Consider the following 15,540-nt stretch of genomic DNA (forward strand, 5'->3'; position numbering starts at 1 on the left):
TCTTTCCTCACACCCGCTCGATGATGGTCGCGACGCCCATGCCGCCGCCGATGCACAGGGTCACCAGGGCGCGGCGCGCCTGGCGGCGTTCGAGCTCGTCGACCACGGTGCCGACCAGCATCGCGCCGGTGGCGCCGAGCGGGTGGCCCATGGCGATCGCGCCGCCGTTGACGTTGACCTTGTCCTCGTCGAGGTGCAGGTCCTTGATCCACTTGAGCACGACGGAAGCGAACGCCTCGTTGAGCTCCCACAGGTCGATGTCCTCGGGCTTGAGGCCCGCGGTCTTCAAGACCTTCTCGGTGGCGGGGGTCGGACCGGTGAGCATGATCGTCGGCTCGGAGCCGATCGACGCGGTCGCCACGATCCGGGCGCGTGGCGTCAGCCCGAAGGTCTTGCCGATCTGCTCGGAGCCGACGAGCACCAGCGCGGCGCCGTCGACGATGCCGGAGGAGTTGCCGCCGGTGTGGACGTGGTTGATCTTCTCGACCGAGTGGTACTTCTGCAGCGCGACGGCGTCGAAGCCGCCCAGCTCGCCGATGCCGGCGAAGGCGGGCTTGAGCTTGCCGAGGCCCTCGACGGTGGAGCCGGGGCGGCGGTGCTCGTCGTGGTCCAGCACGGTCACGCCGTTGATGTCCTTGACCGGGACGACGGACTTGGCGAAGTAGCCGCCGGACCACGCTGCCTCGGCGCGGTCCTGCGAGCGGACGGCCCAGCGGTCGACGTCCTCGCGGGAGAAGCCCTCGATGGTCGCGATCAGGTCGGCACCGGTGCCCTGCGGGACGATGTAGTTGTCGTACGCGGTGGCCGGGTCCATGAACAGCGCGCCGCCGTCGGAGCCCATCGGTACGCGCGACATCGACTCGACGCCGCCGGCGATGACCAGGTTGTCCCAGCCGGAGCGGATCTTCTGCGCGGCGGTGTTGGTGGCTTCCAGGCCGGAGGCGCAGAAGCGGTTGAGCTGCACGCCCGCGACGGTCTCGGGCAGGCCGGCGTTCAGCGCCGCGGTGCGCGCGATGACCGCGCCCTGCTCGCCGACCGGGGAGACGACGCCGAGCACGATGTCGTCGATCACGGCGGGGTCGAGGTTCGGGTGGCGGACCTTGAGCTCTTCGATCAGGCCGACCACCAGGTCGACCGGCTTGGTGCCGTGCAGGGCACCGCCCTTGTTCTTGCCGCGAGGCGTGCGGATCGCCTCGTAGATGTAGGCCTCGCTACTCACAGAACAACTCCTCGCGAGCGTGTGGGACGTCTTCGTACCGTGGCCGATGATACCGACCAGTAGGGCTAATGGCCATTAACATATCGCCGGATAACCCCATGGTGTCAATGGGTTGCAGGTGTGCCGTTAGCCGCTATCGTTCACTCACCATGACCGACGTCGAGCGCACCACGCGCCCCCGCGACCGCAAGGCCCAGCTGGCCGCGGTGGCGGCGGAGCTGTTCCGCGCGCGCGGCTTCCCCGGGGTCGGCATCAAGGACATAGCGGATGCGGCGGGCGTCACCGGCCCCGCGCTGTACCGCCACTTCGCGGACAAGCAGGCGATCCTGGCCTACGTCGTCCTCAGCGGCTTCGAAGACCTGGAGGCGGCGACGGCGGAAGCGCTGTCTGACTCCGTTCCGCCTTCCGACCAGCTGGAATCCCTGCTCCGCCGGCTCGCGACGCAGGCCGTCGAGCGCCGGGAGATCGCGGCGCTCTGGCGCTGGGAGGGCCGGCACCTGCCCAAGGAGGACCAGCGGGGGATCGCCCGCCGGTCGGCGCTCGCGCTGTCGGCGTGGTCGAAAGCGCTGCTCACCCAGCGCCCCGAACTGCCCGGCGAAGACGCGGAGCTGCTGTGCTGGGCGGCGCTGTCGGTGTTCGGCAGCGTGTCGGTGCACCACACGTCGGTGGCGCGCCGCCGCTTCGCCCAGTTGCTGGTCGAATTGGCGCTGGGTGTGCTGAACGCCACACTCCCCTCGCCGTCCGAGCCGCCGTCTCCGCCTTCGTTGCGGCTCGGCACACCGTCCCGTCGCGAGCAGGTCCTGGCGGAAGCGACGGCGCTGTTCGCCCAGCGCGGCTTCCACGACGTGAGCATGGAGGACATCGGCGCGGCGGCGGGCATCGCGGGCCCGAGCGTCTACCGCCACTTCCCGAGCAAAGCGGCCCTGATGGTGGCGATCGGCCACCGCGCGGCGGACCGCCTGGCCCTCGCGGCCGAGCGCGCGCTCCAGGCACCGGACGAACACACGGCGCTGCGTCGCTTGGCGGAGTCGTACGTGCACACGATTCTGCACACGCCGGAACTGCTGGTGTCGTTCTCGGCGGACCGCGTCACGATGCCCGACCGCGACAAAGCGGATCTGTTGCGCGTGCAACGCGATTACGTCGCCCAGTGGGTCACGCTGCTTTCCGCGGTGCACCCTTCCCTGCCGCCCCGGGAAGCGAAGATCACCGTCCACGCGGCGCTGACCATCGCAAACGACCTCGCGCGCACCCGCCGGGTGGCGGCCCGCCCCCACTTCGCGGCGGAGCTGACGACCCTCCTGCACACGGTGCTGGACGTAGCCTGATCGGCGCACGGCGTCCGTCCCTGTCGAAACGGCCCGGAATGCGGGACAATGAAAACGGGCCGACGGGGTCCGCTCTCCCTGCGGAAGGGGAAAAGCGCGATGCAAGCAGCTCGTTCCGGCGCAGAAGACGGAATCGAATCCGAACTCCTCGACCTCGGCGGCGTCTCCCTCACCAGACTGCGCACCCTGGACGGCGGCGAACTGCGCAAGTCGTTGCGGCATGCGGTGGAACGGGCCTCGCACGTGCAAGTCACAGCCAGCGGAAGCGAGGCCAAACGAGTCGACTGACCATGGTTTCCGGGCAAACCGAGGATCCCGCCGCGGAACTGAACCGTCACCAGTTGCTCTGGTCGGACTTCGACGCGGTGGCCCGCGGCGAGGGCGGTACCGGGCCGCTGCGCAAACTGCGGGCGACCGAACGGAGCCGACGGCTCCTGCTGCTGCGCAATCTGGTCGAAGTGGTCACGAAATCCGAAGACCTGTACCGCCCGCTCCCCTCTCCGGAAACGGCCTGGGAACTGCTGGCCCGCGTCGAACACGCGGCGCCCCAAGCACTCGAGGCGATCCTCGCCCACCCGTACACCGGAACGTGGGCCGGTTACACGACCCGGCTGTACCGCCAGGACGTCACCGGTGTCTGCCCGTTCTGGGTGCACGTCGGGCACGTGCACTGCCTCGCCGCCGCGGCCGCCGTCCGAGCCGGGATCCCGTTCGAAACGGAAATCCCGGTCTGGCTGGGCAAAGCGGCACTGCCGACGCTCGGTTCGGCCCAGTTGCGCGCCGAAGCACCGTTCTCCGTCGCCACCGTCCGAGGCGACGGCAACGACGTCGAAATCCGGAACCGCCACTCGGTGGTCCGCCTGCCGGCGCACCCGTCCACCGACGCACCGGGGTGGTCCGGGATCCGGACGACCGTGTGCTGGGCCGGTGAGCGACGGCTCGAAGTCCGGCTCGACGACGTGGATCCCTATCGCGGGCTGTACGAACCGATCCTGCCTGACCGGCTGAGCCCGGTCGAAGTCGAATCGTGGCGGACGGTGCTCGACGGCGCCTGGTCGCTGCTCGCCGAGCACCTACCGGATGTCGCGGACACGATGCGCGTCGGCCTGGACTCGATCGTGCCCGCGCCCACCGTCCCGTTCCGGCTGCCCAGCGCGTCGACCGGGGAAGCGTTCGGCAGCGCGATCGTCGCGTACGGCGAAGATCCCGCGACGCTGGCGGCCGCGCTGGTGCACGAGTTCCACCACATCCGGCTGGGCGGACTGCTCCACCTCGTCCGGCTCAGCGTGGACGACCCGCGGGAACGGCTCTACGCACCGTGGCGCGCCGACCCCCGTCCGATCGGTGGCGTGCTGCACGGGATTTACGCTTTCTTCGGCGTCGCGTCGTTCTGGCGCGCGCTGGCCGCGGCGGAACCGGACCACGAACTCGCCGCGTTCGAGTTCGCGTTGTGGCGCGGGCAGGTCCGGCGCACGCTCGACGTGGTGCACGCCGACGAAAGCCTCACCGTCGCCGGGCGCCGGTTTCTCGCGGGTATCGCCGCCGAACTCGAGCCGTGGCAGGACGAGCCGGTCGCCGCGGCCCCTCGAACCTGGGCGCGGTTCGCGGCCGAAGACCACTATGCGGCCTGGCGGACCAGGCACCTCCGCCCCGACGCCGGCGCGGTCGCGGAGCTGGCAGCGGCCTGGCGCGCCGGACTGGCGCGACCACGGTTCGCCGCCTTGCCCGAGCCGCGGGTCCCGACCCCGGTCCCGGACGGCGACTGGCACGACGCCCGCACGGACCTGATCCGCCTTCGCCTCGGCCCCGACGGTGCTACGCGGTTCGCCGCGCAGGGATCCGCGGTCCCGGGCGCCACGGAAGCGGACCTGCACTTCGTGGCCGGCCGCCCGGTGGAAGCGACGGCCGGCTACCGGAAGTCGCTGGAAGCGAACCCGGACGACCCGGCGGCCCTGGCCGGCTTGGGCTTGGCGCTCGCGGCCCGCAGCACCGGACCGGCGTCCCGCGCGTTGCTGCACCGCCCGGAACTGGTCCGGGCGGTGCATCGAGCGTTGCGCGGCGGGCCGGGAGGGACGCCGCCGGTGGAAACGATCGCCGGCTGGCTGGGTCGGTTCACTCATTGAGTGGCGTCGCCGACAGCCCCGCTAACGCAGCTTGAACCGGAATCCGATGGCAACCGCCGCGAACTCCTGGAGCAAGGTCGAGACGTCGGTGCCGCTCAGCACGAGAGCGATCACCGCCAGAGCTGCCAGTACGATGATCACGGCGGCGATGAGGCACAGCAGCCTGAACAGCCGGCCGTACATCTTCCCGCTCGTCAGCACCTCGACGACGGCCCACCAGACGGTGTGATCGGGCGGCCGATCTGGGCTGCGCTCCTCGTCGTGGTTACTCTTGGCCATACGACTGTCTCCTGTCCGTTGCGAAGCGTGCGGGGTTGTCGTACCGGGGCGCCACCTGCTGGAACAGGTGGCGCCCCTTCCACGCCGGATCCAATCCGACGAGATCGAGATATCCGAGAGTTCGGGTTGCGGTGACGAAATGCTAGCAGCACCAGCCCTGCCCGAATCGCCGAGAACCAATTTCACTGCATAGCGACCAGTACAACCTCAAAGGTTGCGCCACGACCAGCGGAAACACCGTCGGGAATTCGCGTTCCCCATTACTGGTCACGACGGCGATGAAAAATGCGAAGCGCGCCCGCCATCCTCAAGAATTTGCCAACGGGTTGGTTCGGACACGGAAAAGGCCGGGCGGTGGAGATCGCCCCCGCCCGGCCAGTTCGCCAAACGGCTACATCGGCATCGGGTCGATGTCGCAGTCCGCGCGCACTCCACGCGAAGCGGAGACCGTTCCCGGGTGGTTTTCGCCCAGCACCATGTGGTATCGGGTCAGCACGTCGTCGTACAGCAGGTCCGCTTCCGCGGTTTGGCCCAGCGAACGCAAGTCCAGGGAGCGGTTGAGCTGCACGGCCAACGTCGTCGGGTGGTCGTCGCCCAGCACTCGACGGGAACGTTCGAGGAGATCGGCGTCCAGTTCCGCCGCCTCGGCCACGCGGTCCAGTGCGAACAAGTCGCTCGCCACGTTGATCCCGCAGACGATCGTGTGCGGGTGGTCTTCGCCGACGTTCTCACGGAACTGGGCCAGCGACCGTTCGTCGGTCACGCGCGCGCTTGCTGGATCGCCGCTCAAGCGCAGGGTCACGCCCAGGTCGAGGGCCGCCGACAGGGTGTGCGGATGGCCTTCGCCGAGGTTTTCGCGGTAGAGGTCGAACACCTCTTCACCGAGCTCCCGGGCTTCGGCGAACCGCCGCGCGTGCCTCAGGTCGATGGAGTGCCCGAGGGCGCACGCCATCGCGTTCGGGTGACTGTCGCCGTAGCGGATGCGGAACCGACGCAGAGCGTCGGTCGACAATTCGAGTGCCGCGTCGTGCTCGCCGTCCTTGCGGCACGTCACCGATTGGAAGTAACGACGGCGGAGCGTGCCGACGCTGTCGCCGCCGTAAAGCCGCTCGGCGCGTTCCGCGATGCGCTCCATTTCGATGCGCGCCCACGGGTAGTGCCCCAGTTCCCGGCGCGCCAGGACGTGCAGCACCTGCGTGCCGATCGTGCTGACGTTGTCGTAGCCGAAGATCTCGGCGCGGCGGGTGTACGTCTTGTCCGCCAGCTCGCGTGCTTCCTTGTATTCGCCGGTGAGCAGCAGGGCGACGATGAATTCGTGCGCGGCGCCCAGGGTGATCGGGTCGTCGTCGCCGAACAGGCCCTTCGTCTTTTCGTAGATCTCCCCGTTGCGGTTCCGCGCCTCCGCGAAATCGCCGCGCGCCTTCAAGATGAGCGCGTAAGTGAGTTGGGCGTTCAGGGTGTCTTCGCTGTCTTCGCCAAGCGCCTCGATGTAACGCCGACGCGTCTCTTTCGCGACTTCGGCGGCCTCGTCGTACCGGCCCACCACCCAGTAGAAGAACGCGAGCCGTTCGGACGCGCCGAGTTCGAGCAGCGGCGGATCTTCCGCCGGTTCCTCACCATGGATCCGCCGTTGCTCACGGTCCGCCGCCCACGCCTTGACCGCCCGTTCCGCGAGCGTCAGCGCACCCTGGTGGTCACCCCAGTGGTAGAGGAACTTGAACAGGTTGATCACCAGCTGCCGCACCCACGGATCGGTGCAGTCGATCAGCTCGGTGTCGTAGATGTGCGGCAGGATCTCCTGGTAGCGGGTCCAGGTCTGCGGTGACTCCGGGTCGTTCGGGTCGAGGTTCGCCAGCAGCAGGTGGGCGCCGTGGCGCATTCCCAGGCGGTGCTGATCGTCCATTCTGTTGCGCAGCACCAGCTGCACCAGCCGGTGCAACAGCAGGGTGTCACTGCGGTGATCGATCTTCGCCAGGCCGTAGCGGTTGATGTCGCGGATCGCGCGGCCCAGGCGCATCGGATCACGCAGGGCCGCGTCGAGTTCGGGGGCCACCGAAACACCACGCACCCCGGCGAACACGCTCCGGGCAATCGGCTCCGGGGCGAAGAACGCGCAGACCTGCAGGAGCTGGTGGGCCGCCGGGCTGCGGGAGCTCAGCTCGTCGAACGACACGTTCCACGCGGCCGCGACCGAAACCTCGTAGTCGCTCGGGGCGGAGGTGTCGAGGATTTCGGTGACCTTCTCGTCGAACAGCCGCAGGTACTCCTCGGCCGGCATGCCCGTCTCGGCGAGCCACGCGGCCGCCTGCTCGATGGCCAGCGGCAGGTCACCGAGCTTCTCCGCGATCAGGTCGGAGTCTTCGTCGGCGAGGCCGGCGCGGCGCAGGCCGAGCAGGTTCTTGCTCTCGTCGCGTTGGAAGACGGCGACCTCAAGCGGCCGTGCGATTCCGGCCCAGCCGGGGTTGCGCGAAGTCACGAGGATCTGGCCCGGTCCGTCGACCGGGAAGAACGGGCGGACCATTTCCGGGTCTTCGGCGGAGTCGAAGACCAGCAGCCAGCGCCGGTAGGGCCGGCCGAGCCGCAGGGCTTCCCGCACCGCGGGCACGGCGGTGATGGCTTCGTCGGCGCCCGGCAGCCCCAGGTGCTGGGCCAGTTCGGTGAGCGACTTCCGGATCTGCGTGGCCTGTGTGGCCTGGATCCACCAGACGATGTCGTAGTCCTGCAGGTGCCGGTAGATGTACTCCACGGCCATCTGCGTCTTGCCGATGCCACCCATTCCGTGCAATGCCGCGGGCAGGACGGCAGTCGTTCCCGCTCCGAGCCGTTCGCCCAATTGATCGAGCAGTTCACGCCTTCCGGTGAAATTGGGGTTCTTGGGCGGAACCGTTCCCCAAACGGGTGGCGCGTCATCACCGGAACGGCGTTCGCTCCGGACGGTCGTGTCCGCGATCTCGCGGACGATCTTCGTCTGCACGGCGGTCGGCGCTTCGATCGGCGACGCGGAATACCTGCTGGTCCTGGTGTCGGGATGGACGACGGATGCAGGATCACCCGAGTATCTCTTGCTTTCGAGTTCCTGCGACATGGTCTCGCTCACCGCCGGGATACTAGTGTCCATAGTGGATCTACGTAAACCGCCACCTGGCTCCCCGATCCTACTCGCCAGACGGTCGGCACGGGAAAGGTACGGCCCCGAGAGCGCACGCATCACGTCGCGTTCGAGTGCTATCTCGGCCGCCGTCGCGGCGGCCGGCTCGGGATCCGGAGTGGCGTCCGGTTCCGCCAGCGCCGCGTGGAGCCGCGCGAGCACCGGACTGCGTTCGCCGAACCGCCGCGACGCCGTGATCACCGCGTGCGCGGTGTCCGACCGGCGCGCGCCACGCAGCAGGACTTCCCTTACCTGGGCGGAAAATTCCCACGTGGTGCGGTCCCACGGCGATCCGTCACGGGCTCGTTCCAGCAGGCCCGAGGTGAACACCTCGGCGAGGTGGCCGGGCCCGGACCCGGGCAGCAATTCGGCCTGCAAGGCCCGCGCCACGCCCACGTCCACCGGAACCGCCGCCAGCAGGGTGGCCAGACGGAACGCGGGCGGCGAAGCCATGCTGTGAAAGTGTTTCACTTGTTCGGTCGCTGTGGCGGCGACGCGTTCCGGTGCGTTTTCAGCGGGTTCCGCGTCGGCCGGGCGAGGCGAATCCCGCGCCAGGACGACCGCGGCCGGGCGGGGTCTTCCGCCGTCCCCGGTGACGAGGCCGGCCCACCAGCGGAACCACCGCTCGGCCAGTTCCAGCACCGGGACGGCGACCGCGCCTTTGACCAGCGAGGCGGTTTCCGCCGCGTCGAGCAGCGCGTCGGTGAGCCGCAAACGGTACGCGCTGTTGGCGCGCAACGGCCCGGGGCTGATCAGTTCCGCGGCTTGCACGTCGACGCCGCCACGTGACCAGAGCCGCTGCGGCAGCAGGTGCACGAGCGCGACCGGCATCGCGCGCGCCCATTGGGCAAGCAGCGGCGAAATCAGGTCGCGCCGCCAGGCGTCGCTCATCCCGTCCGTCAGCAGGAGCACCAGGCGCCGGCCCGACGGGTCGATCAGCTCCCGCGGTCCGCGCGGCGGGGTCTCCGCCGTGCCACCGTGCAGGGTCGGGCCGAGCACCACGCCACCTTCGGCCTGACCGGTCTTGCCCGTTTCGAGCAGCCGGAGCTGAATCGACCGAAAAGCGCCGAGCCGTTCCAGCAGTGTCACGAACGCCGTGACGGTCGGCGTCCAGAGCGCCATCGACGGCGCGGACTCGACGACCAGCGTCAGGTCGAGCCAGCGGTCGCGGCGGCGACGGGTGTGCGGCAGCCACATCCCGGTCGCGGCGGCCTCCTCGGCCGTCCGCTCCTCGTCGAGTTCGACGTCGTCCTCTCGGCGGGACGGGACCTTGCGCTTGAACGGCCGCAGCGCACGGACCAGGCGGGGAGCGTCGGGCAGCACCGGGAGCGTCGCGGACTGTTCGCCTTCGGCGTCGCCGTCCGGCTCCGGGGCGGTCAGCGGGCTGCGCTGTGCGAGCAAGCCGCCGTCGCCGGCGGCTTGCTCGAGGTCCGGGCCGCGGTCCGGCGGCGGATCGGGCCGCGAAGCTTCGACAGCGTGGGCGAACGACATTCCTCCGGGATCCGGCGGCGGGTCCGCACGCGGGCGCTGCCCGACGGGGCGGTGTTCACCGGCTGCGGCCTCGGCGTCGTCGCCGCGCGGACGTTCGGGCCGGGCTGGTTCGGCGAGCGGACGGGTGCCCTGGATGGTGGTCATCAGCCACATCCCGTCGGCGAGCTCGCGCCACGTCAGGTCGTGGTCGCCCGGCGTCCCGTCCGGCCGTTCCGCCATGTCACGGCACCTGCGGATTCAGCTGACGCCACAGGGAATCCACGAGGCGCGGCCACGAATCGTCGTCCGGCCGGTAGGCGCCGGACGTCGCGAGGTACACCGCGTCCAGCAGCTTGTCCGCCGGGAGCCCGCCGACCGCGGCGCTGCGCGTCACGAAGTCTTCGACCAGCGCACTCTGCGTGCGCTGCGGGTCCAGCGCGTGCGCGGCCACCATCGCGGCGAGCTGGTCGGTGTCCGGCTCCCGGGTCTCCAGCCGCAGGCAGCGGCGCAGGAACGCCGGCGGGAAGTCCCGCTCGCCGTTGCTGGTGATGACGACGACGGGGAACGCCGCGCACCGGACCCGGCCGTGCTCGACCACCGCGGTGTAGCCCGGATCGGCGGTGAACACCTCGGCCTGCACCGAGCGCCGGGCACCCCGGGCCAGCTCGGGAACCTGGAACTCGCCGTCTTCGAACAGGCTCAGCAGGTCGTGCGGGAGATCGGACTCCGCCTTGTCGAGCTCGTCCACCAGCAGCACGCGCGGCAGCCGGCGTGGCAGGAAGGCGGTTCCGAGCTCGGCGAGCCGGACGAACTCGCCGATCGGCGGCGCTTCCGGTTCCGAGCCCGCGGCCAGTGTCTGCCGCGCGGCGGCCGCCTGCACGCGGCCGATGGCGTCGTAGTCGTACAGCCCCGACTTCAGCGTGGTGTGCGAGGTGATCGGCCAGCGCAGCACGCGGCCGAGGCGCAGCTCCCGCGCGATCCGGTAGGCCAGGCTCGACTTGCCGCTGCCGGGCCGGCCGGTGACCAGCAGCGGGCGCCGCAGGTAGAGCGCCGCGTTGACCATGTCGACTTCGTGCCGGTTGACGTTCCTCGCCGAATAGCTGAGTTCGGTGCCGAGCTTGCGATCCGTTTCACCGTCGTCCGGTGGGGTCACGTCCACTTCCGGCAACGCCGGGGTCGAGAAGTCGCGCCACGGCGGCGGCGGGGGCAGACGATCCGCCAGCCGGATGTCCTGCAGCGGACGGCCGGTCCCGCGGTAGATCCACCAATCGGGCGGGCTGTCGGGATGCTCGGTCACGCTCATCAGCGCCTCCCTCGACCCGCCGGACCGTGCCGGTCTAGGCGAGGGGGAGCAGCCGGTTCGGGTCGTCCCATAGCACCACCAGATCGCGTACTACGCCGTCGTCCGTCGACGACGGCGGATTTCGAAGTGCATCCAGCCGGGACTCCCTTGCCCGCGCGGGCAAATCCCCCAATCCGCCACTACTACCGGCAAGCCAGGCTACCACTTCGCGCACGACTTCCGAAGGGGCCGTGGGATGCCAAACGATCACCGGCAGGCCCGCGCGCAATGCCGCCAAAAGCTCGTCACCTTCGGAAATGGGGCTGACCGGCGGCGATTCACTGAGCACCAGCACAACCCACTGTTCGTCGCTCAGTATCGCATCGAGCCGATAGTTGTCTTCGGATACGCCGGCCGGGCAGAAATACACCCGTTCGAACGACGGATCGCGACTCAAGACCTCCCACCGGCGCCGCCACACGCGATGCCATTTGCGGGAACTCATCCGTTCAAGTGAACGAATGACCGTCGGGTACCCGAGGTACAACGGCTTGGGCACACCGGAACCGCGGTCGGTGACCCACGAATGCACCGGAAGGTTCAACAACGCCCTCGGCAGCACGAACTCCAGTGTCACGTCAGCGGTCCCACCCGACCAGGACTCTTCCGCCGCGACGACCAGAGCGTCGACACGCTCCTCGAGATCCTCTTCGCGGACCAGTGCGGTGTCCCCGCACGGCGGTGGCCATTCGCCGGGATCGTCCTGCCGCCAGTGGGACAACTGGTACAGCCCGGGCTCGATCGCGTCCGGCCGGACCACGATCATCAGGTGCAACCGACCCTCCGGCGGCGGAGTACCGCCGATTTCTTCACGCAATTCCGACAGCGCCTTGTCGAGGCGGAGCCGCCGGGCCTGCCCGGAACACCATTCCCGCAGCTGGCCGGCGAGCGGTTCGTCGCATTCCCCAGCGATGAGTTCGACGAAGATCAACACGGGCGGCAGTTCCCCGCGCGCGGCATTGAAGTCCGCAAGGCCGGAGAACGCCGCGGCGGCGTCGGGGTACGAAGGCGGCGGGACGACGTACCGCGCGGCGCGGCGGACGGCCCCGCCGAGCCCGGGCGGGACGAACCCCTCCAACCGGCGGTGGAGCTTCTCCTGTTCGGCTTCCGGTACGACGTCGTGCATCCGCACGGAGGACACCAGCCGCCGCACCTCCGCGCACTCCTTCGTCCCGGGCCGCAGGAATTCGAGGACCTCGGCCAGTACGGCGAGCCCGTTGTCCAGCCGGCCGCAGGCGGTGACGATTTCGACGAGCTGGTCCCGCGCGGCGAGCTGGTCCGAAAAGGTGAACGGGTGGTCGAGCGCGGTGCGCAGTTCACCCACCATCAACGCGCGGATCGCCTTGTCGTCGGCGAAGCCCGCCACCACGAGGACGTCCACGAGCGCTTTGCGGATCGCGATCCCGAGCTGGGGCAAGCCTCGCCGCACGGACATCTGACGAACCACCTCCCGCCCCCGCGGAGCGCCCCCGAAGATCGTGAGTTTACCCATTCACCCGGGCGGAAGAATGGCAAAAAGTGGACATCACTCAGCCCACCGGCCGCCCCGCCTCCGTCTCGACCAGCGCCGCCACCTTTTCCACCTGCGGCGATCCCGGGTCGAGCAGCCGAATGGCGGCGAGGAGATCGGCCATTCCGCTCGCGTACCGCTCGCACGTCCGGGCGAGCGCGATGACGTGCAGACGGTCCTCGGCGTGATAGGGAACGGCATCGGCGATTTCCCGCCGGGGGAACATTTCCAGCAACAAACGGCGGCTTTCCGCCTTGCGCACACAAGGCACCGCGAGCAACGCCTCGATCAGCGCCGGGAACCCCTCGCTCTTCGCTTCGCCCGAGGCGGAGACGGCTACCCCGTTCACGGCGCCGAGCAGGCGGAGCCAAGCCCACGCGGCGTGCTCCCCCGGCTTCACCTTCACCGGAATCCGGTGGTACGAACCCGGGTCGGCGGCCGGGTCTTCGCGGACCACGTCCTGGAACACCAGGTCCGACACGATCAGCGCCAGGTCGGCCTTCGCCGCCTTCTGGGCTGCCTTCGCTTCCGGGGCGTCGAGGATGCGGAACGTGAAGCTCGCCGCCTTGCTGACGCGGCCGTGGCTGCCTTCTGCCACTTCGCCCGCGTGGAGGGCCAGGCGCAGGTGGATCTGGGCTTCCTCCGCGTGGACGTGGTTGTAGCGGCGCAGCTCGTCGCGCATGCGGGCCGGGAACTGGGCGACCAGGTCCGCCTTCGCGATGTCCGGGGGCAGCAGGATCATCGCGCCGTCGCCGGTGTTCTCCACGTAGCAGGAGTCCCACGGGATGCCCGTTTCGGCGAACGTCGTGCGCAGGACCCGCCAGAGGCCTTCGTGGACTTCGCGCAGGTGGGCCAGGGTGCGGCTCGGGTTGTTGTACCCCGCGACGTCCACGGCCATGATCGTCCGGTGCAGCGCGGCCGCATAGGAATGCACGACCCACCTCCCCACGTCCCGCACTCATTGTCCCAGACGTATGCACGCTCGGCCATGTTCGCGCAGGGCGTTACCCCGAAACGCGACGCGTGCGGGGCCGCGGCGGCCATAATTCGGCGTGCCCACGACACGCCTGCACCTGGTGAGCGCGGATGAGGACCACCGCGTCTCCACCATCGAGCTCTTCTTCGACCTGGTCTTCGTCTACGCCATCACGCAGACCACCCAGCTGATGGCCGACCACCTGAGCCCCATCGGTGTCGGGCAGGGGCTGGCGATGCTCGCCGTCCTGTGGTGGTGCTGGTGCTCCTACGCCTGGCTCGGGAACACCATCCACGTCGACCACGGGATCGCGCGGCTCGCGATGTTCGGGGCGATGGCCGTGATGTTCCTGGTGTCGCTGACGATTCCCGAAGCTTTTGTCGACCATCCCGGCGGGTTGTACGCGCCCGTGCTGTTCGTCGCCTGCTACGCGCTCGTGCGGCTGCTGCACCTCGTGGCCTACCTGGGCGCGGCGAAGCACGACCCGGGGCTGCGGCGGGTGCTGCTGAAGATGTTCGTCGGGCTGCTGCCGAGCGTCGGGCTGCTGGCCGTGGGCACGGCGCTGAGCGGGCCGTGGCAGCTGGGGCTGTGGGTCGCCGCGCTGCTGGCCGACTACCTCAACGTCTACCTCGCCGGGCCCGAGGGGTGGCGGCTGAACGCGCCCGCGCACTTCGCCGAGCGGTTCGGGCTGATCGTGATCATCGCGCTCGGCGAGTCGATCGTCGCGATCGGCATCGGGATCGGGTCGCTGCCGATGTCGTGGCTGGTCGCCGGCGCGGCCGTGTGCGGGCTGGCGCTGGCCGCGGGGATGTGGTGGACCTACTTCGACGTCGTCGCGCGCGTGTCCGAGCACCGGCTCACCCAGGCCACCGGCACCGAGCGCACGAAGCTCGCCACCGACTCCTACACGTTCCTGCACCTGCCGCTGATCGCCGGGATCGTGCTCGTCGCGCTCGGGCTGAAGAAGGCCTTCCTCTACATCGCCGACACCGAGCACCACTCGCCGGGCGAAGCGCTGCACGGGGTGCCGATCTGGACGCTGACAGGCGGGCTCGGGCTCTACCTGATCGCGCTGAGCGCGCTGCGCCGGCGCAACCTGGGCAGCTGGAACCACCAGCGGCTGGTCGTCGGTGTGCTGCTGGTCGCGGCAACGCCGCTGCTGGAGCACGTTGCCGCCGCGGCGCTGCTGCTGATCGTCGCCGCGGTCGTGCTCGGACTCATCGGCTTCGAGCGCTTGCGGTTCGCCGAGTGGCGCAAGCAGGTGCACGCCGCGCACTCACAGTAGCTCCGGGCCGACGACCGACAGCAGCCGCAGCTTCTCGGCGTCCTCGGTGCCGGGCGTGGCCGTGAACACCAGGAGCACCTGCGCGAGGTCGTCGGTGAAGAGCAGCTGGCAGTCGAGCGCGATCTCGCCGAGGCCCGGGTGCACGAGCGTCTTGCGGCGCTCGAACGGCACCGCGACTTCGTGCGCTTCCCAGAGCCGCGCGAAGTCCCCGCTCTTCGCCGCCAGCAGCCGCGCGAGGTCGGCGGCCCGGGTGTCGCTCGCGCTGGCCGCCCGCAGGCTCGCGACCAGGAACCGGCCGTGGCGCGCGCGGTCCGGCGGCGGGTAGAGCAGCTGTTCCGCCGGGTCGGTGAACCACCGATAACTTGCGCTGCGCGCCGGCCCGGTGTGGCCGGTCTCGTCGCCGAGCAGCGCCCGGGCCTGCGGGTTCTGCACGAGCGTCTCGCCGAGGTTCGACATCACCTGCGCGGGCGTGTCGTGCAGCCGGTCCAGCACGCGCAGCAGCGCCGGGCTGACGTGGTCGGCGCGCGACACGCGGCTCGGTGCGGTGTGCCCGGCCAGCCGGAACAGGTGGTCGCGCTCGTCGAGCGTCAGGCGCAGGCCGCGGGCGATCGCGGCGAGCATCTGCTCCGACGGCCGCGGCCCGCGCTGCTGCTCCAGCCGCGTGTAGTAGTCGGTGGACATCCCCGAGAGCGTCGCGACTTCCTCGCGGCGCAGCCCGGACGTGCGGCGGCGCTGCCCGGGCGGCAGCCCGACGTCGTCCGGGCGCAGGGCCTCCCGGCGGCGGCGCAGGAAGTCGGCGAGCTCGGCGCGGTTCACGGTCCCGATTATCGACGCTCGCACCCCGCTCACCCAGGGATCGC

General features: G+C 70.0%; 11 protein-coding genes. 4 read left to right on the top strand and 7 right to left on the bottom strand.

Annotated elements, in window-relative coordinates; translation table 11 throughout:
• Nucleotides 1-7 precede the first annotated feature (7 nt).
• Nucleotides 8-1,219: an acetyl-CoA C-acetyltransferase gene (locus AB5J73_RS04270; protein WP_370968346.1), complete on the bottom strand. Its 1,212-nt coding sequence runs from the start codon at nucleotides 1,217-1,219 to the stop codon at nucleotides 8-10.
• Between the two features lie 149 nt (nucleotides 1,220-1,368).
• Between AB5J73_RS04270 and AB5J73_RS04275 the strand changes: the two genes are divergently transcribed.
• The 3 genes from AB5J73_RS04275 to AB5J73_RS04285 all read left to right on the top strand — a co-directional run bounded on the left by AB5J73_RS04275 (nucleotide 1,369) and on the right by AB5J73_RS04285 (nucleotide 4,670).
• Nucleotides 1,369-2,547, top strand: a complete 1,179-nt coding sequence (locus AB5J73_RS04275) for a TetR/AcrR family transcriptional regulator (RefSeq protein ID WP_370968348.1) — start codon at nucleotides 1,369-1,371, stop codon at nucleotides 2,545-2,547.
• Between the two features lie 99 nt (nucleotides 2,548-2,646).
• Nucleotides 2,647-2,835, top strand: a complete 189-nt coding sequence (locus AB5J73_RS04280) for a hypothetical protein (protein ID WP_370968350.1) — start codon at nucleotides 2,647-2,649, stop codon at nucleotides 2,833-2,835.
• 53 nt (nucleotides 2,836-2,888) lie between these two features.
• On the top strand, nucleotides 2,889-4,670 hold the full coding sequence (locus tag AB5J73_RS04285; RefSeq protein ID WP_370968352.1) for an HEXXH motif-containing putative peptide modification protein: 1,782 nt from the start codon (nucleotides 2,889-2,891) through the stop codon (nucleotides 4,668-4,670).
• 21 nt (nucleotides 4,671-4,691) lie between these two features.
• Here AB5J73_RS04285 and AB5J73_RS04290 read toward each other — a convergent pair whose 3' ends face one another.
• From AB5J73_RS04290 to AB5J73_RS04310, 5 genes are all read right to left on the bottom strand, one after another.
• Nucleotides 4,692-4,949 (bottom strand): hypothetical protein, encoded by a 258-nt coding sequence (locus AB5J73_RS04290; RefSeq protein WP_370968354.1) that lies wholly within the window; start codon nucleotides 4,947-4,949, stop codon nucleotides 4,692-4,694.
• 391 nt (nucleotides 4,950-5,340) lie between these two features.
• On the bottom strand, nucleotides 5,341-9,807 hold the full coding sequence (fxsT, locus tag AB5J73_RS04295) for an FxSxx-COOH system tetratricopeptide repeat protein (RefSeq protein WP_370968356.1): 4,467 nt from the start codon (nucleotides 9,805-9,807) through the stop codon (nucleotides 5,341-5,343).
• 1 nt (nucleotide 9,808) lies between these two features.
• The gene (locus tag AB5J73_RS04300; RefSeq protein ID WP_370968358.1) at nucleotides 9,809-10,870 is read right to left on the bottom strand and encodes an AAA family ATPase; all 1,062 of its coding nucleotides are present in this window, start codon (nucleotides 10,868-10,870) and stop codon (nucleotides 9,809-9,811) included.
• Nucleotides 10,871-10,904: 34 nt separating this feature from the next.
• Nucleotides 10,905-12,344, bottom strand: coding sequence for a hypothetical protein (locus AB5J73_RS04305; RefSeq protein WP_370968360.1), 1,440 nt, complete (start codon nucleotides 12,342-12,344; stop codon nucleotides 10,905-10,907).
• A 94-nt stretch (nucleotides 12,345-12,438) separates the two neighbouring features.
• Entirely contained in the window at nucleotides 12,439-13,353 is a 915-nt protein-coding gene (locus tag AB5J73_RS04310) for a hypothetical protein (RefSeq protein WP_370968362.1), read from the bottom strand.
• Nucleotides 13,354-13,471: 118 nt separating this feature from the next.
• Here AB5J73_RS04310 and AB5J73_RS04315 point away from each other — a divergent pair, with 118 nt between their 5' ends.
• Nucleotides 13,472-14,680, top strand: coding sequence for a low temperature requirement protein A (locus AB5J73_RS04315; protein WP_370968364.1), 1,209 nt, complete (start codon nucleotides 13,472-13,474; stop codon nucleotides 14,678-14,680).
• Here the strand turns inward: AB5J73_RS04315 and AB5J73_RS04320 are convergent.
• Nucleotides 14,672-15,496 (bottom strand): helix-turn-helix transcriptional regulator, encoded by an 825-nt coding sequence (locus AB5J73_RS04320; protein WP_370968366.1) that lies wholly within the window; start codon nucleotides 15,494-15,496, stop codon nucleotides 14,672-14,674. The genes AB5J73_RS04315 and AB5J73_RS04320 overlap by 9 nt on opposite strands.
• Between the last annotated feature and the right edge of the window lie 44 nt (nucleotides 15,497-15,540).

It is taken from the genome of Amycolatopsis sp. cg9 (genome assembly GCF_041346945.1).
In the GTDB taxonomy this organism is placed as follows: domain Bacteria; phylum Actinomycetota; class Actinomycetes; order Mycobacteriales; family Pseudonocardiaceae; genus Amycolatopsis.

Coding starts and splice junctions, on each gene's coding strand:
- AB5J73_RS04275 (WP_370968348.1), top strand. CDS start 1,369: ATGACCGACGTCGAGCGCACCACGCGCCCCCGCGACCGCAAGGCCCAG.
- AB5J73_RS04280 (WP_370968350.1), top strand. CDS start 2,647: ATGCAAGCAGCTCGTTCCGGCGCAGAAGACGGAATCGAATCCGAACTC.
- AB5J73_RS04290 (WP_370968354.1), bottom strand. CDS start 4,949: ATGGCCAAGAGTAACCACGACGAGGAGCGCAGCCCAGATCGGCCGCCC.
- fxsT (WP_370968356.1), bottom strand. CDS start 9,807: ATGGCGGAACGGCCGGACGGGACGCCGGGCGACCACGACCTGACGTGG.
- AB5J73_RS04300 (WP_370968358.1), bottom strand. CDS start 10,870: ATGAGCGTGACCGAGCATCCCGACAGCCCGCCCGATTGGTGGATCTAC.
- AB5J73_RS04305 (WP_370968360.1), bottom strand. CDS start 12,344: ATGTCCGTGCGGCGAGGCTTGCCCCAGCTCGGGATCGCGATCCGCAAA.